Origin of the sequence: Shewanella sp. NIFS-20-20, assembly GCF_019209865.1 — a bacterium.
GTDB lineage: Bacteria > Pseudomonadota > Gammaproteobacteria > Enterobacterales > Shewanellaceae > Shewanella.
This window is the reverse complement of record NZ_JAHUTT010000007.1, coordinates 36,282-59,638: the sequence shown is the minus strand read 5'-3', so window position 1 is coordinate 59,638 and position 23,357 is coordinate 36,282. Positions and strand designations below refer to the sequence as shown.

Here is a 23,357-nt window from a genome sequence, read left to right as displayed (position 1 = left end):
TTAGTTATCTTGTCGAGTGGTAACTCGAATGCCACCATGAGGCAGCAAAATCACTTTTACCCCTTGTTCATCCTGTGACATCACCACAGGCTGAGTCGGTAGCTGCGACGCAGCGATAGGTTGCCTCAATGGATTGCGTGCCACTACCGCGCCGTCATCCCTCGCGGCTTCAATAGTTTTCAAGGTGGTTATATCTGCTTGAGTGTGGCCTTGTGCTTGCTGCGTTAACTCAGGTGTATCCGCCGCTAACAGCTGCGCCGCCCTAGGGTCATTGGCGCCAACGGTATCTTGCTGCTCACCAGCTAACATGGCTTGTTCAGTCAGCGGATGAATGCGGGCGCTATCCCCCGCCAGCAGGGAATGATTAGCGTCACGGCGCGCCTCTGCCGGCAGCTGTTGACTACTGGCGAGCAACTCGTCTAGCTGCTGGGGATTGGCAGTCAACCAATCGGCAAAATCTTGCGCTTGTTCATCGCCGACGACAATCAAGGTTTGCGACGCTTTTAACTGTTGTACTTCTTGCGCAAGTTGTTGACTTAATTGCCATTGCTGCCAACCAAAAGCCAGCAGTACCAATAGAGCAAATAGCTGTAAGCCAATCACAGACCACAAGATCAAACTTCGATGTGCATTAGCCACGGTACGTCTCTTTTAAGATCGCCGGCCCCATGTCATTTAACGACAGTGAATGACTGGATAAACCCGCACTCGTAACAGCTTGCGGCATGCCATACACCACACAAGAGGCTTCATCTTGAGCCCAAATCTCACCACCGGCCTCTTTGATCAGCCGTGAACCATCGCGGCCATCAGCGCCCATGCCCGTCAACACCACCGCCAAACAGTCTCGACCGAATAATTTAGCCACAGAGGCAAAGGTGATATCGACACTGGGCTTATAATTGAGCTCACTCGGCCCGGGCATGACTTTGAGACGGCCACAAGTGCCACCCCGCTCCAATAACATTTGCATGCCACCTGGGGCTAAATATGCACAACCTGGGCGCAGCACATCGCCATTTTCTGCTTCTTTGACTTCAATTTTACATAAGCCGTTTAAGCGGGAAGCAAACGCAGGGGTAAACGCGGCCGGCATATGCTGGATCAGCAAAATCGGGTGCGGATAATCGGCCGGTAAACAGCTTAGCACTTGTTGCAAGGCCACAGGCCCACCGGTAGAAGTCCCAATCAATAACAAGCGATACTGCTTACCTGAGGCCCGAACGGTCGACGAGCGCACCGCGGGTTCGCGGCTGGGGGCTTTCACCGGCATTTGAGCATTGCGCGGCTCACTACTGACATTGGGACGTTCGACAGGCCGAGCCACCGCGGGGACAGCCGAGTGCGCTGGCATAGTGCGAGTCACCCGCCGCCGACTAATGGCTTTAATCCGTTGCTGCAGTAATAACACTGCATCGTCTTTATTAGTGGCAATATCCTCAAAACGCTTCGGCAGGAAATCCAATGCTCCAGCTTCCAAGGCATCGAGGGTCGCTCTTGCTCCGTCATGGGTTAACGACGAAAACATCAAAATTGGCATGGGCTGCGTGCTCATAATTTGACGCACTGCGGTTATGCCATCCATCACTGGCATTTCAACGTCCATCGTTATCACATCAGGCTGCAGTTCTTTAGCCATTTTGATGGCTTCTACCCCGTTATTGGCGGTGCCAATAACGGTTAAACTAGGATCTTGATTGACAATTTCACTTACGCGACGACGAAAAAAGCTTGAGTCATCGACCACTAATACTTTGATAGCCATTTAAGTCCTTATTTGGCATTTTTTTTAATTCTTCTTGGCGTAATGAGTCAACATACTTGGCACATCGAGAATTAAAGCAATACCGCCATCCGAGGTGATTGTGGCCCCCGACATCCCAGGTGTTCCTTGTAATAACTTGCCAAGCGGCTTAATCACCACTTCCTCTTGACCGATAAGCGCATCGACAACAAAGCCAATCAGCATATTACCTAACTGCACTATCACCACATGACCATGTTTCTTGTCGCCATGCTTAAAGCGAGTTTGAGGTCTAAGCCAGCTTTCTAAGTAAAACAGCGGCACCGCTTGATTGCGCACCACCACGGTTAACTGGCCATCAACCACATTGGTCTTCGTCAAATCCAAGTGGAAAATTTCGTTAACGCTCGATAATGGCAAGGCGAATACCTGAGTTGCCACCTCGACCATCAGCGTCGGCATAATTGCTAACGTCAACGGAACCTTAATTTCTAAAACGGTGCCCACCCCTTTATTGGAGTCGACATTGACCGTGCCATTCAGTTGGGTGATCCGAGTTTTAACCACATCCATGCCCACACCACGACCAGAAATATCAGAAATTTCTGTTTTGGTTGAGAACCCAGGCGCAAAAATTAGGTTGTAGGCTTCAATATCCGACATGCGCTCAGCCATGTCATCATCAATCACCCCTCGACTGATCGCAATTTCTTTCAGCTTTTGCGGATCCATCCCGCCGCCATCATCTTCGATTTTCAGCAGAATATGGTCACCTTCTTGGCTGGCCGACAAGGTAATCGTCCCGGTTTTAGACTTACCATTCGCCACCCTAACATCTGGCATTTCAATGCCGTGATCCACCGAGTTTCTCACTAAGTGAACCAAGGGATCAGCAAGGGCTTCAACCAAGTTTTTATCTAAATCGGTGTCCTCACCGACCATGACTAAATCAATTTCTTTATTGAGACTGCGTGCCAAATCACGCACCACGCGGGGGAAACGACCAAAGACTTTTTTGATCGGCTGCATCCGCGTTTTCATGACCGCGCCTTGTAAATCACCGGTCACTAAGTCGAGATTGGCCAATGCCTTTGACATTTCCTCGTCTTCACGGGTAATACCAAGGCTGACTAATCGATTGCGTACCAATACCAACTCGCCAACCATGTTCATGATTTCATCAAGTCTGGCGGTATCGACCCGCACGGTAGTTTCTGCTTGGGGCGCAGCTTTTGCTGGCGCTTTGTCTTTCGCCACCGCTGGCGCGGGTGCGGCAGCTTTTACCGCCGGTTTCGGTGCCGGGGTCGCGGCCTTTTCAATGGGGGCGGGGCTTGGTTTGCTGGCAGCTACAGGTGCGGGTGTAGCTGGCGCAGCTGGGGTAACCGCCTTGGGTACGCCATCACTCCCATGGAGTTCATCCAGCAGACGTTCAAATTCATCATCAGTAATTTCATCTGTCTCAACGACAGCTTCAGCTTCTTTAGGTTTGTCGCTATTGTGTAAGGTATCTAACAGCGCTTCAAACTCATCATCAGTAATTTCATCGCTGTCGCTGGCAGCCGGGGCATCGTCAAATCCAACACCATCAAAGGCATTATCGCTGGCGGGCGCCTCGCTACTACCGCCATGCAAGGCATCAAGCATGGCTTCAAATTCACTTTCATTGATTTCGTCAATGCCACTGTCACTCACACTGTCAGTGGTGGCAGCGACGGGCTCTTCGACAGGGGCTGGGGCTTCAGCGACGGCCGCCTCAGTATCAGCGCCACCCTCGCCGGCTAGCACTTCACCATTGGCCAAACGAGTGAGGGCATCGAGCAACTCAGCAGGTGCCGAGTCTTGTTCTTGCCCCGATTGCGTCTGCGAGAACATATGATTAATGCTATCCACGGCTTGAAGGATGATATCCATCAATTCCGAGGTAACACTCCGCTTTCCGTTACGCAGCAAGTCAAAGGTATTTTCGGCTTGGTGACACACTTCCACCATCGGGTTTAAACTCAAAAACCCTGCACCACCCTTTACCGTGTGGAATCCGCGAAATATCGCATTCAACAAATCCGTGTCGTCCGGGTTATTTTCTAGTTCTACAAGTTGCTCTTGTAGTAATTCGAGAATTTCACCCGCTTCAATTAGAAAATCCTGAAGGATCTCTTCATCCACATCAAAAGCCATTGACTTGACTCCTTATCAAAAACCCAAACTAGAAAGTAGATCATCCACTTCGTCTTGACCTGCCACCACGTCCTGACGCGTCTCTGCATTCAAAATTGGGCCTTCTGCTTCAATTCCTGTTAGCGGCGATACTGGTTGTGCTGGCGCTGGTAAATCACCAAACACGGTCAACATCGACACTAAGTTGTTTTCGACTTCTCGAACTAGATCGATAACTCGACGGATCATCTGACCGGTGAGATCTTGGAAGTCCTGTGCCAACAGCACTTGGTTCAATAATTCTCGTAACCGTAAAGTGTCTTGCTCTGTGCGCTGCATGAATTGCTGGACGTCATGACATAAGTTTTTAAACTCAGCCAAATCAATATCGCGGCGCATCAGTCTTTCCCAAGCCGGTTTTACATCATCAAGATTTACCAATAATGCATCCGCAACAGGTAAAGCTTCTTCGACGGCATCCATGGTCTTGTTAGCGGCTTGCTCTGTCATATCGATGACATAATTCAAGCGTTCTTTGGCATCCGGAATCTCAGAATGGGCCAAGGTCGTTAAGCGGCTATCGAGTTGAAAATCTGCGAGGGCACTGTGTAATTGGCGAGTTAATTTACCCACTTCATCAAACAATTCCTTTTGCAGAGGTTGTGCTAAATCGCGGATGAAATTATCAGCCTGCTCTTGTTGACCGCCAGACAGTAATTCCACTAAATGATTTGCTTGTTCCAGGCTAATTAAGCCTGCGGTAGCAACCTGCATAGCATTTCCTTGCTTAACTGAGACGTTCGAAAATCTTATCCAGTTTTTCTTTTAACGTAGCCGCGGTAAATGGCTTTACCACATAACCGTTTACACCGGCCTGGGCGGCAGCAATAATCTGCTCACGCTTGGCTTCGGCGGTCACCATTAATACAGGGATTGTTTTTAATTTATCGTCAGCACGCATGGCTTTTAATAAATCGATACCTTGCATACCTGGCATGTTCCAGTCGGTCACAACGAAATCAAAATCCCCTTTCTGCAACATAGGTAATGCGGTCGAGCCATCATCCGCTTCCTGCGTATTGTTGAATCCAAGATCACGTAACAAGTTCTTAATGATCCGTCTCATGGTTGAAAAGTCATCCACAATGAGAATTTTCATGTTCTTGTCCAAGGTTTCCTCCGGTGAGCTTACTGCTCCGTCAGTATTTATAATTGCGTCCATTGCTTGAGTTTGGCTTTTAGCCTAAGCATTGCCTGACTATGTATCTGGCTAACTCGTGACTCACTTACCTCAAGTATGGTGCCTATTTCTTTTAAATTCAGCTCTTCGTCATAATAAAGCGACAAAACCAATGCATCTCTTTCGGGTAATTGCTTAATCGCATTCACTAGAGCGCCTTGAAATTGTGAAGCCGCTAAAGACTCAAAGGTACTGTCATCGACACTGCCATCTGGCATGAAAAAGTCGGTACTGCCCCCTAAATCTTCTATCCCTATGATTTTCCCTATAGAAACATCGTTAAGAATATGATGGTACTCATCTAGCGTCATATCAAGTTTATCTGCAATTTCTGTGTCGCTAGGATCGCGACCCAAGACTTGTTCTAACTCTTCAATGACTTGCGCCACCCGCCGATTATTTCGATGTACAGAGCGTGGAACCCAGTCACCACGGCGGATTTCATCCAACATGGCCCCTCGGATCCGAATGCCAGCAAAGGTCTCAAATTTTGCACCTTTGCTACCATCAAAATTTGTTGAAGCTTCAAGTAACCCCATCATTCCGGCTTGTAATAAGTCATCTAATTGAACCGACGCAGGTAAACGAGCCAACAAATGGTGGGCAATTCGTTTAACTAAAGGCGCATACTGTTCAACTATGCTGGTCTTATCATGAACGCCGGAATACGCGGCAGCTTTATTCACTCGCCCTTTCCTCTTGATAATTTGGTCGCTGAACTAAGCGTTCAACAAAAAATTCAAGATGACCACCAGGTTGACTAGGCACCGGCCAGCTAATCACTTTATTCGCCAAGCCCTGATAGGCAATTGCCGCCGGAGATTTAGGATAGGCTTCCACAACCAATTTTTGCTTGCGGACAGACTTACGTAGATTCTCATCAAAAGGTATGGTCGCAACTAATTCCAAGGCGACATCCAAAAATCGATCCGTGACCCTACTGAGTTTAGCAAACAACTCCATTCCTTCACGTAAACTTCTGACCATATTGGCAACTATTTTAAATCGGAACACGCCATGTTCACGGCTGAGGATCTTAATCAGTGCATAAGCATCGGTAATGGAGGTCGGTTCATCACACACCACGACCAACACATCTTGCGAGGCGCGCGAGAAACTCAACACCATATCTGAGATACCGGCAGCCGTATCGACCACTAACACATCAAACTGGGTGCGCATCTCGCTGAATGCACGAATTAAGCCGGCGTGCTGGGCTGGCGTGAGCTCGACCATGCCTTGTGTTCCTGAGGTTGCCGGCACAATACCGATCCCTTTTGGGCCTCTGACAATAATATCGTCAAGTTCAGCTTCCCCCGAAAGCACATGTGACAAATTGCGCTCAGCACGGATCCCAAGCATGACATCCACGTTTGCCAAACCTAAGTCAGCGTCGAGGACTAACACTCGTTTGCCTTTTTCAGCCATCGCCACCGCAGTATTAATCGACACGCTGGTTTTACCCACCCCGCCTTTACCACCGGTGACCGCGATGACTTTTACTTTTTCATTATTTGGTTGATTCATTTTGCGTAAACCGCTTGCTTGATCCGGAGTCATAACTTTACTCAAATGCATAGGCCATACTATCTGACCAGGTCTCTTGTAATTCTTGTGATTTCACATCCAGTCCGGCCAAGGCAAGCTTAGCTAAAGCTAGAGTGTCGGCTACTTGCATATCTTCTGGAACACGTTGGCCATCAGTCACATAACTTAAAGGTAAGTCACTTGCGACTAACGTGCTTAATGCTGCAGCTAAAGATACAGATTCATCCATTTTTGTTAACACCGCGCCCGCTAACGGAATACGTTGAAAATGACGCACAGCATCTTCCATCACTTTGCGTTGCGAGGTTGCGGACAAGACAAGATAACTCCGAATAGGAAGGCGTTTACTCGCGGCCAAATTATCCAGTTGTTGATAGAGTCTCATGTCCCTTTGCCCCATACCGGCCGTATCTATTAATACTAGTTTCCGATTTCTAAACTGATATAAAATTTGTTCTAATTCATTAAGATCGTGTGCTTGCTTCACTGGGCACCCCATGATTTTGCCATAGGTTGCCAATTGTTCAAAGGCACCAATGCGATAATGGTCCATAGTGATAAGCGCAACACTGTCACAGCCGTGTTTTGCCGCAAAACGTGCTGCCAATTTGGCCAGCGTGGTGGTTTTTCCCACACCGGTTGGCCCCACAAAAGCCACTACCCCACCACGATTGACAATATCATCGCCTTGGTTGTTGAGCATATTCGCCAAACTTTGGGGTAAGGTGTGTACTAATTCGGCCGTGGTATAGTGCTGAGTCAACGCCGATAGCTTGGCCGCCATCTTGGGCGAAAACTCAGCTTCTAATAAGCGTTTTTCTAACATCGCACCCACGGGATCTTGACGCTGTTTTTGATCAGTCATTAACGACGACAACTGATGCGTCAATAAATTGCGCAATGAACTCAACTCTTCACGCATGGCATTCATGTCGGCACTGTCTGGTTGCTCAGCGTGACGTTTATGACTGCGGGGCGGCGCAGCGGGAGTCGGCTGTTGGGCTTGCTCTAAACCACGCGCCCAAGCGGGCAATTCAACCTGTTCGCTTTGACTCACTTGCTGCAATTTGGCGTGTTGCTTGGCCAGTAAAGCTTGTAAGCTATCAATCTCTTCGACCTTTGATTGACTCTCACTATCTAACGGTTGACGTAATGGTGTGCGATTGGCTGGTGCTGTGGCTGACTGATTTCTGGCGCGAACGCTATTTTGGCTGGCCCCGAGTGATACGGTATCATCACTCAGTTCACGCCCTTGAGGCATGACACTGCTGAACATGGATTTGGCCAATGATGGCGGAGTTTCAGTCGCCTTAGACAGGTTGACCTTAGGTTCGTCGTAATCCACGGCCGCGACTATCTCAATGCCACCAGGGACCTTCTTGTTAGACATGATCACAGCATCTGAGCCCAAGGTATCTTTAACCTGTGCTAGAGCGCTGCGCATATCTTTAGCAAAAAACCGTTTAATTTTCAATTAAATGTCCTCTATTGACCGACAGCCGCTACGATTCTAATCTGTTTCTCATCGGGTACTTCTTGATATGAAATGACCCGTAGATTTGGAATGGTATATTTAGTAAACCGTGACAAGGTTGAACGTAACATTCCCGAGGTTAATAACACGGCGGGTTGTCCTACCATTTCTTGTCGTTGAGCGGCATCGGCTAATGTTTGCTGCATTCGCTCGGCTAACCCAGGCTCAATATTCGGGCCTTCTCCGCCGGATGCCTGCATAGACTGATGCAACATCTGTTCCAACTCTGGCGCCAAGGTAATGACGGGGATTTCTAACTCAGGCCCTGAAATTTCTTGGACGATCATCCGCTTTAACGAAATCCGCACCGCCGCCGTTAGCACTTCGGTGTCATTACTCTTACTGCCATATTCCAGCAAGGTTTGCACTATGGTCTTAAGGTCGCGAATAGACACCCCTTCATTGAGCAGGTTTTGCATCACTTTAACCACAGAACCAAGCGGCAACACCTCAGGGACTAAACCATCCACCAACTTAGGCGATACCTTGGCCAACATATCCAATAACTGCTGGACTTCTTCATAACCCAATAATTTAGCAGCATTATTGTGAAGTAATTGACTTAAGTGAGTGGCCACTACCGTGGCGGCATCCACCACGGTATAACCTAAGGTTTGTGCCTGTTCACGTTGGGCTGGATTAATCCATACGGCTTCGAGCCCAAACGCAGGATCGCGGGTCGCTTTGCCTTCTAAACTGCCATAGACTTGCCCAGGATTGATGGCCAATTCACAATCATGATGAATTTCAGCTTCGCCCACTGTCACCCCCATCAAGGCAATTCGATAAGAGTTTGGCGCCAAATCGAGATTGTCCCGAATATGAACCGCAGGCACCAAGAAGCCCATTTCTTGTGACAGCTTTTTACGGACCCCTTTAATTCGGCCTAGCAACTCGCCGCCTTGGCCCTTGTCGACTAAAGGAATTAAGCGATAACCCACTTCAAGGCCAATGGTATCCACATGATGCACATCATCCCAACTCAGATCTCTCGGGCCTTGCTGCTCTTTCTCTACGGGGCCTTTTAACGCGGCGGCGACAGCCAGCGCCTCAGCTTTCTTGTGTTTTTGATGAATTCGATAGGCCACAAATCCGGTCAGGGCCGCAAAACTTAAAAAGGCAAAATGCGGCATGCCCGGGACAATCCCCATAACAAACAACACCCCAGAGGCAATGGCTAGCGCTTTAGGACTGTCAAACATCTGACCAATCACCATTTGCCCCATGTCGCCAGATTCATTTTGACGCGTCACCATTAAGGCCGCGGCAATCGACAAGAGCAATCCCGGAATTTGTGCGACTAAACCATCACCAATGGTCAGTAAGGTATAAATTTCAGCGGCATCGCCAAAACTCAAATCATGCTGCACCATCCCAATAATGAAACCGCCGGTGATGTTAATCACCAAGATCATAATACCGGCGATGGCATCCCCTTTAACAAACTTTGACGCCCCGTCCATCGCGCCATAGAAGTCGGCCTCTCGGGTAACTTCATCGCGGCGAGTCCGCGCCTGCTCCTGATTAATCAGTCCGGCATTAAGGTCCGCATCAATCGCCATTTGCTTACCGGGCATCGCGTCTAACGTAAAGCGAGCACTCACCTCTGAGATTCGGCCAGCCCCCTTGGTCACCACCGCAAAGTTAATGATGATCAAAATAAGAAACACAACTAAACCAACGGCATAGTTACCGCCAATCACCACCGAGCCAAAGGCCTCAATCACTTGTCCCGCCGCATCAGGACCGTTATGACCTTCGAGCAACACCACGCGGGTTGAGGCGACGTTCAGTGCTAATCGCAGCAAGGTTGCCACCAGCAGTACCGTCGGGAATGCGGCGAAATCTAACGGCCGATTGGTATAAATCGCCACCAACAGCACCACCAGCGCTAGGGCAATATTAAACGAGAACAGGATATCTAACAGCAAGGCTGGCATCGGCAATACAATCATTGCTAATGCCGCCAGCACCAATGCTGGCGTACCTACACCGCGAAAATGTGCGGGTCTTATCTGTTTTATTTGGCCTAACGTGGCTTTCATATCCATAGAGAGCTGCCTGAACTTTGACACTGGAAATGGCTGATAGCTATGCCAAGCAAAGGTTACGCCAACTGTGTCAAATTGCGTAAATACAGGCCCTGTTAGGTTAAAAAGAAGCGCTGTTGGCCTAAAAAGCCAACAACTGGACTAGCGTTTTAACTCATCGGGAATGGGTTGATTCGTCGGCAGCGGGGTCGGTCGGCGACCTTTCCCTTGCTGGAATTGCTTTAATTGATAAATATAAGCCAACACTTGAGCGACCGCAGTAAATAAGCCATTAGGGATCTGCTGATCTAGCTTAGTGCTGTAGTAAATAGCACGAGTCAGCGGCGGAGCCGACACAATCGGGATTTCATAGGCTCTGGCGATTTCACGGATTTTAAATGCAACCTCGTCACTGCCTTTGGCCACCACAAACGGCACTGCCGCCTGTTTAACATCGTATTTTAATGCCACCGCATAGTGTTCAGGGTTAACCATAATCACATCGGCCTCTGGCACCTTCGCCATCATACGCCGCTGCGAGGCTTCCCGTTGCAGCTGCCTGATACGTCCTTTGACTTCCGGTTTACCCTCGGTGTCCTTGTACTCATCTTTGATATCTTGCAAAGACATGCGTAACTGCTTGGTATGGTTCCAAACTTGAAAGGGCACGTCGAAAATGGCAATGATGACGAGCGAGCTGCATAACAGCAAAAACATCCAAGCTAATAACTCCATCGCATCACGCATATTGCCCGGTAAATGGCCCCGTGACAGTTGCAATATGTCGATAAAGTAAAAGCTTAGCAGGATGTAAACCATCACCACTACCACCGCGAACTTGGCGATCCCTTTGGCCAATTCAACCAGCGATTGCACCCCGAACATACGTTTAAAGCCCGCGACAGGGCTCATTTTACTCGCTTTTGGCATCATTGCTTGGGTGGAAAAATTAAAACCACCGAGCAAAATATTGCCAATCACGGCAATCACAGTGAGGGTGACGATAAAGCCGGCCACCGGCCATGTCAGCTCGGATGCAATCACTTTCCAAACGTTAAACATCGCATTGCTATCAAATACTTCGGCGCGGTTACGCGTAAACATTTTAGCCATGACATTGGCTAACCCTTGTGCAATGGCTGGGCCTGTCATAATAAACCCAAGCGCCGAGGCTAACAGCACCGCCGCCGTGCCCATTTCCTTAGAACGAGGCACTTGCCCTTTTTCGCGCGCCTGTTGCAGACGCCTCGACGTGGGCTCTTCGGTTTTTTCTTGTCCGCTATCCTCAGCCACAAGCTATCTCCCTTTTTATATGCCTAAGCCAACTAACGCCAGACTCGCCTAGCAATAACTCACTCATGACTTGCAAGCTTGCCTCAGCCACAAGCTTTTGCCATCTTCATTGACCTAAGGCATCGCGGGGACTTGGCATTGCAGTGCCAGTAGATCACAAATCAATACCTGCGCAGCCTGCCACACTTCACCGAAATGGCTCATGATAGGTTCCAAGGTTAACCAAATAATCACCAAGCCACTGATCATAGTGATTGGAAATCCGATGGCGAAAATATTCAATTGCGGCGAGGCTCGAGTCATCACCCCAAAAGAAATATTGATCAGCAATAAGGCGACAATGGCAGAAATCGACATGGTCAATGCCGCGCCAAACATATAACTGACCCACATGGCCAAATCCTGATAACGCTCAATCGCTATGCCACTGGTAGAAACGGGTATCGTTTCAAAACTGGTAATGATCATGCGGATCATCAGTAAGTGACCATCCACTATCAAAAAGATTAAGGTGCTTAATAGCAAGAAGAAATTACTGATCACCGGCGTCTGTTGACCGGAACCTGGGTCCACCATAGACGCAAAACCCAAGGAGGTTTGCATACCAATAATTTGTCCAGTGAGCACAAAGGTTTGCACCAACAAAATGGATACTAGGCCGGTGGCGACCCCGATGAGAATTTGCTGAAACGTCACAAAGATGGCGGGCAATGAAAAAAGTGGGATCTCCGGCATCGGCGGCAACATCGGGGCGACCGCCACGGAAATAGCCACCGATAATAACACCCGCACATTCACGGGCGTGGTATTGGCACCAAATACCACCATTACCATCAACATGCTGGAAATTCGAAATAACGGCCACAGGTAGGCTGCGAGTATGCCATTGATGCTGCTAAACAGCACCTCCATGACTAGCCCACCACCGTCGGAATGCGATGCACCATTTCAAAGAAAAAATCCATCATGGTTTGCACCAACCAATGGCCTAAAAACATCAAGGCAAACAGGGTAGTTAACAAACGAGGTAAGAAACTCAAGGTTTGTTCGTTAATGGAGGTTGCCGCTTGAAACACGGCCACCACTAAGCCGACCAATAAGCCTGGAACCACAATCACCGAGACAATGATAACTATCACGCCCAAGGCTTCACGAAACACATCGACCATCATTTCTGGGGACATAAGCGCTCCTGGCTAGGTGCAATTGAACACACGGGCATTAGGTGCCGAGTCCAAAGCTAGTGGCAAGAGTACCCATCACCAATGTCCAGCCATCAACTAAGACAAACAACATGATTTTAAAGGGCAACGACACGATCATCGGTGACAACATCATCATCCCCATGGCCATCAATATACTGGCAACCACCAGATCTAACACCAAGAAGGGAATAAACAACATAAACCCTATTTGGAAGGCGGTTTTTAATTCACTGGTGATAAACGCCGGCACAATCACTTGCATTGGCGCGGCCTCCGGCGAGGTAATATTGTCGTAACCGGCAATATCAATAAAAGTCTTTAAGTCGGTATCGCGAGTTTGCGCCAACATAAAGGCTTTGAGTGGCTCCCGCCCTTGCTCATAGGCCTGTTCAATATTGAGTTCACCTGCAATATAAGGCGCGACACCGGCCGAATAAATTTTATCGAACACTGGACTCATGATGAAAAAGGTCATAAACAAACTGAGGCCAATCAACACTTGATTCGAGGGGGTTTGCTGCAAACCAATGGCTTGACGCAATATCGATAGCACCACAATGATCCGCGTAAATGAGGTCAGCATGATCAACATCGCCGGAATAAAGCTTAAGGCGGTCATCAACAGCAAGATCTGCATGGTCACCGAATAGCTGCTCGAGCCATCAGGCCCTTGCGTCACGGTGACCGCCGGGAGAATGCCATCCGCCGCCAATAACGCCGGACTCAAGGCCAGCAAAGGGATAAGTAGCCATAAGCCTAGCTTCATGAGATATGCTCCTCTCGTTGAGCCGTTTGCTTAACTTGCTTTAACCTGTCAGCAAAGCTTATCTGAGAGGCGGCCACCGGCGTGGCCAACTTATCTAACAAGGTAATTTGCTGAGCAGTGACCCCTAATAAATACTGTTGCCCTTCCAGCTCCATGATCACCACTTTCTCTTTATGACCTAACGGCGTGATCGCAATGGTTTTCATTAATCCATGCTGGCCCGGAACCAAGTTGAGACGACGCACCAGCCAAGCCAGCACAAAAATCACCACCAGCACCACAATTAAACCACCGACCATACTCGCAAGGGTGGCAATAGAGGATGGCTCGGACGCTGAGCTTAGCGGCGCGAGGGTAGCACTGGTGTCGCTGGCCGCAACAGTGGCCAACACCAAGAAACCTGCTGACATGACTTTCCTTATTTGAGTTTTTTAATCCGTTCAGTTTGGCTAATCACGTCGGTTAATCGAATACCAAACTTGTCATTGACCACGACCACTTCGCCATGGGCAATCAAGGTACCGTTGACCATCACATCGAGTGGTTCGCCGGCCACGCGATCGAGCTCAACTACTGAGCCCTGATTAAGCTGCAGTAAATTTCTAATCGAAATAAAGCTGCGGCCCACTTCCATGGAAATCGTAACGGGGATATCCATGATGCTATCAAGTTTGGCTTTTTCATCGGCGGTGATCGGCGCTGAGTCATCTTTGAGTTCATCAAACTCCACCGCACTCGCTTCTTCATCGGCTTGTTCGGCCATGGCCGCCGCCCAATCATCCATATCATTACTCATTCAATATCACCTTGTAGTTCTTTACTTTCTTTAGACTTACCCTTGCGAGTAATCAACTGCAATTCACTTTTAACCGGCGCTGGCCGCGGAATTTTTTCATAGACTTTTAAGGCCAAATTATCCCCAGCTTGTCCGAGTTTGCAGCGGAAGCTTGGTAATTTTTCCACTTCCATCACCATGTATTCAGGCAAGTCGATAGGAATTATGTCGCCCGCCTTCATTTCCATGACATCTTTGAGGCTCACCACCTTCTCGGCCACGGTGGATTCAATAGCGACATCCACATCCATAATCTCTTCACGCAATGCCTGAGACCAACGAATATCCGTGTCTTGCTTATCACTCTGCACCCCAGCATCGAGCATTTCATGGATAGGTTCAATCATGGAGTACGGCATCGTGATATGGAAATCGCCGCCACCGCCATCAAGTTCAATATGAAACGAACTAATCACCACCACTTCCGTGGGACTGACAATATTGGCCATGGCCGGATTGACTTCAGAGTCGAGGTATTCAAACTCCGTGTCCATCACAGGTGCCCAGGCATCTTTATAATCTTCAAAAATAATTTTCAGCAACAGCTGAATAATCCGCCGCTCGGTCGGGGTAAATTCGCGGCCCTCAATTTTGGCGTGAAAACGGCCATCGCCGCCAAAGAAGTTATCCACCAAAATAAACACCAGACGCGCTTCCATGGTGATAAGACCGGTGCCTTTTAACGGGCTAAAGCGCACCATGTTTAGACTGGTCGGCACAAATAAGGTGTGGATATACTCACCAAATTTGAGCATTTGCACCCCATTAATTGACACCTCCGCAGAGCGGCGCATCATGTTGAACATGCTAATGCGTAAATGACGGGCAAAGCGTTCGTTGACGATCTCCAGCGTAGGCATGCGACCACGCACAATCCTATCTTGCGAAGAAAAGTCATAAGACCGACCGGCCCCACCATCATCGGGGGAATCTTCTTCTACATCGTCGACGCCATGAAGTAGCGCATCAATTTCGTCTTGGCTTAATAAATCGCTCACGCTAAGGCCTTGTAGTGATTATTGCATAACAAAACCGGTAAATAGCACTTGCTCAACCACCTTGCGCCCCGTCAGGGTTTGCAGCGTGGTTTGCACCTTTTGCAAGGCTTCTTTACGCAGTTCATCTTTACCGGCTTGAGTACTCAAATTGCCGGACTCCGCACCACTGAAGGTCGACAATAAAGCGTCTTCAATTAACGGGATATGTTTTTTAATCAAATTATGATCGTCGTCACCGCGACCCATCAACTGCACCTTAATTTCCACCAAGCGCGAACGGTCGGCAGCAGGCAGGTTGAATAGGAAGGGTTTGGGCATGGGTTGATAAAAGGCTTCCCCAGTCGCGGGGGTGTTATCCATGACCACCGCAGACTCATCACCTGCGACCTCTTGAGTCGCGGCATCATCGCTACCACCCAATAAGAAAAATGCGGCGGCGCCACCACCAAGCAATAACACCACCACGATAATGATAATCAGCGGCAGTTTACTTTTTTTCTTCGGTCCATCTTTTTCTTCAAGTTCAAGTCCATCGGCCATGTGCTTAGTCCTTTAAAATTGCTATGTAATAGTCAATGCAACTAATAAGTAAATCAGGGATTAACCTTCATTAGTATAGGTTACCTGCTTACGCGTAATAATCTATACCTTGACGATAACTTGTTGTCTGATTTGAGCTTGTTTCTAGTTCTTCTGCTGAATTTTCACCCTGAGCACCATCAAGGTCGTCAACTCCAGCCTCATTTTGTCCCTGACGGTGATCCTCTCGGCGTTGCTCTGAGACGTGTGAATCGGCCAGTTGCATGCCTTGCTCATTCAATAAATCACGTAATCTTGGCATGGCTTGCTCGAGCATATCTCGGGTTTGCGCGGAGGCCGCTTGGAACTGCACCTGCGTTTGGTCGCCCGCGACTTGGATTCGGATCATCATGCTGCCAAGCTCCGGCGGATCGAGTCGAATTTCAGCCTGAGTCACCCCTTGCGACACCATGGTCATTAACTGTGAGCGCATGACGGGCGCAAAACGTTGGATCATTTCATGTTGCTGCAGCTGTTGATCCATTTGTTGACGCAAGGATAACTGCACCTGTGGCACAGTTTGTGAGCGACTGGTCTCATTCATCGCTAAAGATTGCATTAGGTTCTGAGGTTGGGCCTGGGCTTTGGTGTCGGGTTCGCTGACCGATAACTTGGCATCTGACAACATGACCGCGACCTGTTTATCTGACAGTTTGCCCTCAGACTCGACCGCCACCATCTTCTGGATCTCGGCCGTTAACTTAGGATCTGTGTTGACAACGGCGGCACTCGCCGGCGTCGCTGCAGCAGACGCTGGCGTCGCTTCTCCAAGGATCGAGCTGCGCAACGCCGGACGCGCATCGGCCTTATCATCCGACCTTGACTCAGTCGGTACGCGGGTTGCCGTCAGGGCGGCATGCCATTGCCGCTTATCATCCATATCGATGGGCAGTGTATGCCAAGGTTTATCGATGGCGGCACTCATGGTTTGTTGCAGCATCGACGTTAACGCTTGCGGCGTAAGATGTTCAAGGCTGGCAGTATCCACCCCAGCCGATGCCAACCACTGGGTTAATGTGGCCAACTGATCTTTATCGAGCTGAATATCCGCTCCTTGCTGTAATTGCTCTAAAGCTTGTTGTAACAAGTTTTGCAGCGCATCAGGCAGCGGCGATTCACCCTCGCCTTGCTGCCACTGCCGCATCAGGGCTGACAATTCATTGAGTATTTCTGGCGCTATGCTCCCTTGTAAGAGGGCGTCGAGTTCGCTAGCAGCCTCAGTCAACTCACTATCGAGCTGAGTAGACATAGCGGCGCCATCTTGCGTCAATTCTGCATCTTCTATGCCTAACTGAGCAAACATAAGCGCCATAAAGTCGTCAGTGGCACTTAGGGGCTGCGTCTCGCTTGGAACTTCATTGTTAGCCATCGGGCTACCACTAGACTCGAGGGTTTTGGAGTCAGATGTAGGCTGTGGGCGACTGTGCTTGAGGGCATCAGGCTCTACTGGCGCGCTCTTATCGATGGCAGCATTTTTAGTCGCTGACTCCGGAGTTTTTTGCGGTGGTTCAGTCTCCGCCTTGTCGGCGCGTTCTTGATTCAAACTTTTACTTTTATTGATTTTTTTAGCTTCAGCCAGCTGCTGTTCGCGGCTGTCTGCCGCCTTTGCCAGCGCGGCAGAAAATCCGCCATCCGCACTGTCACTGGCTTGGCTGGAGGGGGTTGCGGGGCTAACCGAGTTAACCTTAGGTGGTTGTCCCAACAACAGCGATTGAGTTTGCTGCATCTAATCCTCCGGCAAAGCAAATCACGACATGTGGCGCAACATCGCCCACAGGTTCGAGTAAAATGATGAAGAACGCACCTCAGGATGTCACTTAACTGAGGCAGGTCACTGTCTACTAACTTACACTTAAAGTAAGCAATTTTAATGCCAATGAGTAATTTTGGCGGGTGATATCAGCATAATCCGCTGTTCAACGCACGGTTCGCCGTGCAAACTGATTGACCACAAACTCATCCAATTGCTTTTGCTCTAACCGCTGTGCCTTGGCATCGGCTTGCTGCGCTTTCTTGGCTAACAATTGTTCCACTGACTTGCGTTTTTGTTGGCGTTGTAACCAATGCGCTTGGCGATGTTGTCGCAGATTGTCAGCCTCAGCGACTGTCTTGACCTGAGTAGTAATGGCTTCGTCAATTTGGCGAATAAAACGATGGAATTGATGGTAGTAACTCGCACTAATATCTTGGCCCTGCTGAGCCTTTAATTGCTGCATATAATCGAGTCGATATTGATTGAGCGAGTTTAACTGCTGTTGCCGTTTTTGGCATTCTAGCTGCGCACTTTTGAGTTGCAGCGCCGCTTGTTGTTCAGCCTCAGTCACCAGCTTAAGCACCGTCTGTAAAGGATCTTTGCTTGGCATACCGCCTCCTACTTACATTGTGCTGCCAGTTGAGTCAGCATTAATTGGCTATCGGCAAAGTTGACACTTTGGCGCATGCTCTGTCGCAAGAAGGCATTCATCGCGGGCAATAAACGAATGGCGTTATCTAACCGAGGATCACTGCCTTGGGCGTAGGCGCCAATCGAGATTAAATCGCGATTCTGCTGATAGAGAGAATACGTTTGTTTGACCTTACGCATGGCTTCGATATGCGCTTCGCTGACCACCATAGGCGCAACACGACTGATGGAGGCTTCGACGTCAATGGCCGGATAATGGCCACTGTCGGCGAGGGTGCGCGATAACACAATATGACCGTCGAGGATCGCTCGCGCCGCATCGGCGATGGGATCTTGTAAATCATCGCCTTCGGTTAATACGGTATAAAAAGCAGTGATGCCACCTTCCCCTGCGCTGGCATTACCATTGCCCGCACGCTCCACTAAACGTGGCAATTTGGCAAACACTGATGGCGGATAGCCCTTAGTTGCGGGCGGTTCGCCTACGGCCAAGGCGATTTCACGCTGCGCTTGGGCATAGCGGGTTAAACTGTCCATCAGCAAAAGCACGCTAAAGCCTAATTCGCGGTAATATTCTGCCAGTCTCGTGGCGGTTTCGCAGGCTCTTAGGCGCATCAAGGGCGACGTGTCAGCGGGCGCGGCGATCACCACCGAGCGCGCTCGGCCTTCATCTCCCAAAATTTCTTCAATAAACTCTTTCACTTCTCGGCCACGTTCACCCACGAGGCCAACAATGATCACATCGGCATTGGTGCCGCGAGTCATCATTCCCAGCAACACACTTTTACCCACCCCCGAACCGGCAAACAGTCCCATCCGTTGGCCAACACCGACAGTCAGCATGGCATTAATTACCCGGATACCCACATCCAAAGGTTCTGTGATCGCGCGGCGTAATAAGGGGTTAATGGCCGGGCTATGACCATTAACCCGCTGCTCAATTTTGAGTGGGCCTAAGCCATCAAGGGGTTCACCACTGCCATCTAATACCCTGCCAAGCAAGGCCATGCCCACAGGTAAACCGGCTTTTTGACCGAGCGGGGTGACCCGCGCGCCTGGTAAGACTCCGCGCAGTTCTTCCACCGGCATCAAATAGAGAATATCATCGTCAAACCCCACCACTTCGGCAATCAACTCACCTTCCATGGTTTGGATGGCGCATAAACTGCCAACCGGCGCACGACAACCGCTGGCCTCCAGTGTCAAGCCGACAACACGCACCAATTGCCCCGACGCCACAGCGCGAAACGGTGGCTGCTGTTGCAATTGATCTTTAAGTAACTGCTTGAGTTTATGTTGGCGAGTTTTCATCAACAGCCTCGTTATCGGCATCGGTATTAGGCGCGTCTATTTCTGGACTGCTCTGAGCCTTGGCATCGTCTGCGGCAATCGTCGCTGCCGCCTCGGAGGGCTCAACGGCAGGTTCTGTGCGGGTCACGGCTTTTTCGAGTTGCTGTTGCTTGCTATCGATTTGTCTATCAAGTTCTTGCATCTGGCTGGTCGTGTGCGCCAAGACACTCGCCAGTCGTTGTTGCAAGCGTAAATCCACCAAGGAACGCCCTGATTTAATTTGGCAGTCGCCGGGTTTCAAACAGGGATCGGCTTGGACATCCCAGTCATTTTTTTGGAGTTGTTCTTCACCGTATAAGCGGGCCACCAGTGCCACATCGGTTGGGTTCAATAAGATGGTGATCTGCTGATTGGCCAGAGGTAAGGCGTCAATGCCCTGTTTGAGGGTGTGGAGTATATGTTCAGGATGGGTGCTCAACTCATGGCCGATCACCGCCTGACTGAGGGCCTGCGTTAGGCTTAACAATTGGTATTCAATTTCATCATCCAGTAGGGCCAAGGGCGCGGTGAATTGTTGCATTAAGCCGTTAAAGCGCGCGATCAATTCAGCCGCCGCAGCCATGCCTTGTTCGTAACCTTGTTGCTCACCTTGGCTAAAACCTTGCTGATGCCCTTGCTCTAATCCTTCTAAACGCCCAGCCTCAAGCCCTTGCTGTAACCCTTGCTCACGGCCCTCGGCAAAGCCTTCTTGTTCTGCCTCTAACCGAATTTGTTCCAACTCCGCCATGGTGGGTGGCATCACATTAGTGTTGGATTCCGATTGTGGCTGGCGCTGGGCATAAGCCCGGCCAAACATATTTTCTGCCGAGCGTACGATTTCATGGCTAACGTCAGGCACGCGCCAATCTTCGAATTGTTCGAGTTCATCGGGACGAACGAGGTTACGCGATATTTTTTCAGCCATTAGAGGAACTCATCTCCACCGCCGCCACCGAGCATGATTTCACCCGAATCGGCTAACCGTCTGGCGATAGCCAACACTTCTTTTTGTGCCAATTCGACTTCGCTTAAACGAATGGGGCCCATGGCTTCCAAATCGTCGGCCAGTAATTCGGCCGCACGTTTAGACATGTTGCCAAGAATTTTATCTTTCAGTGCATCGTCAGCGCCCTTCAAGGCCTTCATTAACACATCTTGCTGGATTTCACGCAAAATGGCCTGAATACCGCGGTCATCAACATCAATGAGGTTTTCAAAGACAAACATCAAGTCTTGAATTTGCTGCGCCATTTCTTCATCCGCTTCACGCATGGTTTCCATGATTTGGCTTTCTACAGCAGTATCGAGGAAGTTCATGATGTCGGCGGCGGTTTTTAGTCCACCCATCTTCGCGGCTTGGGCGCCGCCTTGTCCGGCAAACTGTTTTTCCATAATGTCATTCAGTTCTTGCAATGCCGCCGGCTGAACCTCTTCGAGATTGGCGATACGCATTAACAAATCTAAGCGGGTGTTCTCAGGGAACTGGGAGAAAATCTCCGCCGCTTGATCAGACTCTAAATACGACAACACAATGGTTTGAATTTGCGGGTGCTCATTCTGAATAATGGTGGCAACCTGGCGCGCATCCATCCACTTTAAGGACTCGAGGCCTTTCGAGCCCCCGCCCATGACTATCTGTTCAATCAAGTTACCGGCTTTTTCTTCACCTAACGCCGACATCAAGGCTTTACGCACGAATTCTTGGCTATTGAAACCTATTGATGAGAAATTCTGAATGTCATCTAAGAACTGCTTGTGCACGGCAATCACTTTTTCTTGATTGAAGTCTTTCATGCCAGCCATGATCATCCCCACCCGCTGCACTTGCTTAGGCTCTAGGTGTTTCATGATCGATGCCGCATCCGCCTCACTTAGGCTTAAGAGTAAAATCGCCGTTTTATCAATGCCCGACAAATCAGCAATCTTAAAATTCTCTTTTTCAGTGGCTTTCTTATCTTCCGGCATCTTGTTCCAACCATTGTTTAATTACTTGGGTTGATAATTCAGGTTCGTTGGCAACCAGTGCCCGAATCGCCTTTATCATGTCATCGTCTTTGTGCAGTGCCGGAATTTGAATCGAGCCATCTTCACGATAAGAGTACTCAGAATCATTGGCTTTCAGCATGCCTAACGTATCGCTGGCAAATTGATCTTCAATGTCCGCTAATTCATTATTTAAACTTGTCTCCTCAGGCATCGGCTGACCGTCAGGATAAATCAACTTTTTAAGCATAGGTCTGACGACAAACAAGATCAGTACCAGTATGACCAAGGCCCCGAGCACTAATTTAATCGCACGCCAAAACCAAGGTTGCTCCCACATCACAGGATCAGGACCCGACTCAATAAGCTGATCCATAAAGGGCACCGTCACCACTTCAATGCTGTCGCCTCGCTCAGTGCTAAAGCCTACAGCCCCTTCGAGCAGGCGGCGGATATTACTCAGCTCAGTTTCAGTGCGAGCCACTCGGGTAATATCGCCGTTTTCAGCGGTCTCACCCGGCTTAAAGTCCACCGCCACCGACACACTGACTCGGCGAACCGTGCCAATTTGCTGACGGGTATGGCTGATAACAGTATCTAACTCATAATTGCGAGTCGCTTCTTTATGCGAGTTACCATTGCCATTAGCATTGTTGCCTCCATTGGCGGCATTTTGCGGAATATTGGCATCCATCGGTGGTTGATTGGTTAGCGCCCCAGGAATACCACCTGAGCGCCCGGTATTGGATTCGTTCTCCACCGTCATTTCACTGCGCAGCGCGGGTAAATCTGGATTAAAGCGCTTCGACGTTTGCTCAACCGCAGTAAAGTCCATATTGACATCGACCTGGGAAGTAAAATTTTCAGGACCAAGAATAGGGATAAGAATCGATTCAATTTTGGCGCGATATTCGGCTTCTTTTTGTTGAACTAATTCTTGTTCACGTCGCGCCGTGGCCGACACCCCCGTTTGACTGCCGGAATTCAATAAGCGGCCATTGGCATCAGTCACTGTCACTCGTGACGGCTCCAACCCTTCGACTGCGGAGGCGACAATGTCGACAATGGCATCGACTTCACCTTGCGCCAAGCCGGCGCGGCGAGTCGTGACCACCACGGTGGCACTCGGTTGGCTGCGATGGCGGGCAAAGACATTTTCTTTAGGTAGCGCCAAAATCACCTTGGCTCGACTAATACTGGTCAGCTCTTCAATCGCTTTGGCCAAGTTTTGCTCTTGACTGTGCTTTAAGCGCGCTTGTTCCATCCGTTGGCTTACGCCAAACCCGGTTTCTTGGCTGAGGAAATCAGCCCCGCCCGCGTTGGACTCCACGCCTGAGCGCGATAGCAACATTTTGACGTTTTGATATTGATCTTCTGGCACATTGATCACATCAATATCAATCTTGTAGTCGACGCGATTCTTATCCAGCACATCGAGCACTTCCACCATTTGTTGAGTATCCATCTTACCCAACGGCCGGTATTCAGGCTCTTGCGCCCAAATCATCACAAACACAGCCACCGCCAAACAAATGGCCAAGGCGAGGATCATGGTGATTTGACGTAACAAATCGCTGCTGCCGACGCCGCTAAGCATCCCAGATTTATTTTCTTGGGCTGCGCCGCTGCTGGCAACATTGGCTGCGTCTGCGCCGGTAATGACTTCTGTACTCACAATAAGATCCCTGATTGGCTCGACATGTTAGCTGTCCTTT

23 protein-coding genes are annotated in these 23,357 nt (G+C 49.4%); all 23 read right to left on the bottom strand.

Going from position 1 to position 23,357, the window contains the following annotated elements:
- Positions 1-639 carry a hypothetical protein gene (locus KU855_RS03865; RefSeq protein WP_218529039.1) on the bottom strand — a complete coding sequence of 213 codons (639 nt, stop codon included), beginning with the start codon at positions 637-639 and terminating at the stop codon, positions 1-3.
- On the bottom strand, positions 632-1,765 hold the full coding sequence (locus tag KU855_RS03860) for a chemotaxis response regulator protein-glutamate methylesterase (RefSeq protein ID WP_218529038.1): 1,134 nt from the start codon (positions 1,763-1,765) through the stop codon (positions 632-634). Before KU855_RS03860 ends, KU855_RS03865 begins: the two co-directional genes overlap by 8 nt.
- A gap of 24 nt (positions 1,766-1,789) precedes the next feature.
- Positions 1,790-3,919: a chemotaxis protein CheA gene (locus tag KU855_RS03855; protein WP_218529037.1), complete on the bottom strand. Its 2,130-nt coding sequence runs from the start codon at positions 3,917-3,919 to the stop codon at positions 1,790-1,792.
- 15 nt (positions 3,920-3,934) lie between these two features.
- Positions 3,935-4,672: a protein phosphatase CheZ gene (locus tag KU855_RS03850; protein ID WP_218529036.1), complete on the bottom strand. Its 738-nt coding sequence runs from the start codon at positions 4,670-4,672 to the stop codon at positions 3,935-3,937.
- Positions 4,673-4,685: 13 nt separating this feature from the next.
- Entirely contained in the window at positions 4,686-5,069 is a 384-nt protein-coding gene (gene cheY / locus KU855_RS03845; RefSeq protein ID WP_218529035.1) for a chemotaxis response regulator CheY, read from the bottom strand.
- Between the two features lie 35 nt (positions 5,070-5,104).
- Positions 5,105-5,824, bottom strand: a complete 720-nt coding sequence (locus KU855_RS03840) for an RNA polymerase sigma factor FliA (RefSeq protein WP_218529034.1) — start codon at positions 5,822-5,824, stop codon at positions 5,105-5,107.
- Complete coding sequence (locus KU855_RS03835) at positions 5,817-6,698, bottom strand: MinD/ParA family protein (protein ID WP_218529033.1); 882 nt, start codon at positions 6,696-6,698, stop codon at positions 5,817-5,819. The genes KU855_RS03840 and KU855_RS03835 overlap by 8 nt, the downstream gene beginning before the upstream one ends.
- 4 nt (positions 6,699-6,702) lie before the next feature.
- Complete coding sequence (gene flhF, locus KU855_RS03830; protein WP_218529032.1) at positions 6,703-8,160, bottom strand: flagellar biosynthesis protein FlhF; 1,458 nt, start codon at positions 8,158-8,160, stop codon at positions 6,703-6,705.
- An 11-nt stretch (positions 8,161-8,171) separates the two neighbouring features.
- Positions 8,172-10,271, bottom strand: coding sequence for a flagellar biosynthesis protein FlhA (gene flhA, locus KU855_RS03825; protein ID WP_218529031.1), 2,100 nt, complete (start codon positions 10,269-10,271; stop codon positions 8,172-8,174).
- A 141-nt stretch (positions 10,272-10,412) separates the two neighbouring features.
- The gene (gene flhB, locus KU855_RS03820; protein ID WP_218529030.1) at positions 10,413-11,543 is read right to left on the bottom strand and encodes a flagellar biosynthesis protein FlhB; all 1,131 of its coding nucleotides are present in this window, start codon (positions 11,541-11,543) and stop codon (positions 10,413-10,415) included.
- Between the two features lie 114 nt (positions 11,544-11,657).
- Positions 11,658-12,455 (bottom strand): flagellar biosynthetic protein FliR, encoded by a 798-nt coding sequence (fliR, locus tag KU855_RS03815; RefSeq protein WP_218529029.1) that lies wholly within the window; start codon positions 12,453-12,455, stop codon positions 11,658-11,660.
- Positions 12,456-12,457: 2 nt separating this feature from the next.
- On the bottom strand, positions 12,458-12,727 hold the full coding sequence (gene fliQ, locus KU855_RS03810) for a flagellar biosynthesis protein FliQ (RefSeq protein WP_218529028.1): 270 nt from the start codon (positions 12,725-12,727) through the stop codon (positions 12,458-12,460).
- Between the two features lie 37 nt (positions 12,728-12,764).
- Entirely contained in the window at positions 12,765-13,514 is a 750-nt protein-coding gene (fliP, locus tag KU855_RS03805) for a flagellar type III secretion system pore protein FliP (protein ID WP_218529027.1), read from the bottom strand.
- On the bottom strand, positions 13,511-13,924 hold the full coding sequence (gene fliO, locus KU855_RS03800; protein WP_218529026.1) for a flagellar biosynthetic protein FliO: 414 nt from the start codon (positions 13,922-13,924) through the stop codon (positions 13,511-13,513). Before fliO ends, fliP begins: the two co-directional genes overlap by 4 nt.
- A gap of 8 nt (positions 13,925-13,932) precedes the next feature.
- A complete protein-coding gene (gene fliN / locus KU855_RS03795) occupies positions 13,933-14,310 on the bottom strand; it encodes a flagellar motor switch protein FliN (RefSeq protein ID WP_218529025.1) in 378 nt (125 codons plus the stop codon).
- A complete protein-coding gene (gene fliM, locus KU855_RS03790; RefSeq protein WP_218529024.1) occupies positions 14,307-15,347 on the bottom strand; it encodes a flagellar motor switch protein FliM in 1,041 nt (346 codons plus the stop codon). Before fliM ends, fliN begins: the two co-directional genes overlap by 4 nt.
- An 18-nt stretch (positions 15,348-15,365) precedes the next feature.
- Entirely contained in the window at positions 15,366-15,887 is a 522-nt protein-coding gene (gene fliL / locus KU855_RS03785) for a flagellar basal body-associated protein FliL (protein ID WP_218529023.1), read from the bottom strand.
- Between the two features lie 88 nt (positions 15,888-15,975).
- Positions 15,976-17,652 carry a flagellar hook-length control protein FliK gene (locus KU855_RS03780; RefSeq protein ID WP_218529022.1) on the bottom strand — a complete coding sequence of 559 codons (1,677 nt, stop codon included), beginning with the start codon at positions 17,650-17,652 and terminating at the stop codon, positions 15,976-15,978.
- Between the two features lie 190 nt (positions 17,653-17,842).
- On the bottom strand, positions 17,843-18,289 hold the full coding sequence (fliJ, locus tag KU855_RS03775) for a flagellar export protein FliJ (RefSeq protein WP_218529021.1): 447 nt from the start codon (positions 18,287-18,289) through the stop codon (positions 17,843-17,845).
- Between the two features lie 8 nt (positions 18,290-18,297).
- The gene (gene fliI, locus KU855_RS03770; RefSeq protein WP_218529020.1) at positions 18,298-19,641 is read right to left on the bottom strand and encodes a flagellar protein export ATPase FliI; all 1,344 of its coding nucleotides are present in this window, start codon (positions 19,639-19,641) and stop codon (positions 18,298-18,300) included.
- On the bottom strand, positions 19,622-20,584 hold the full coding sequence (gene fliH / locus KU855_RS03765) for a flagellar assembly protein FliH (RefSeq protein ID WP_218529019.1): 963 nt from the start codon (positions 20,582-20,584) through the stop codon (positions 19,622-19,624). The genes fliI and fliH overlap by 20 nt, the downstream gene beginning before the upstream one ends.
- Entirely contained in the window at positions 20,584-21,624 is a 1,041-nt protein-coding gene (gene fliG, locus KU855_RS03760; protein ID WP_218529018.1) for a flagellar motor switch protein FliG, read from the bottom strand. Before fliG ends, fliH begins: the two co-directional genes overlap by 1 nt.
- The gene (gene fliF / locus KU855_RS03755) at positions 21,611-23,317 is read right to left on the bottom strand and encodes a flagellar basal-body MS-ring/collar protein FliF (RefSeq protein ID WP_371316319.1); all 1,707 of its coding nucleotides are present in this window, start codon (positions 23,315-23,317) and stop codon (positions 21,611-21,613) included. Before fliF ends, fliG begins: the two co-directional genes overlap by 14 nt.
- Between the last annotated feature and the right edge of the window lie 40 nt (positions 23,318-23,357).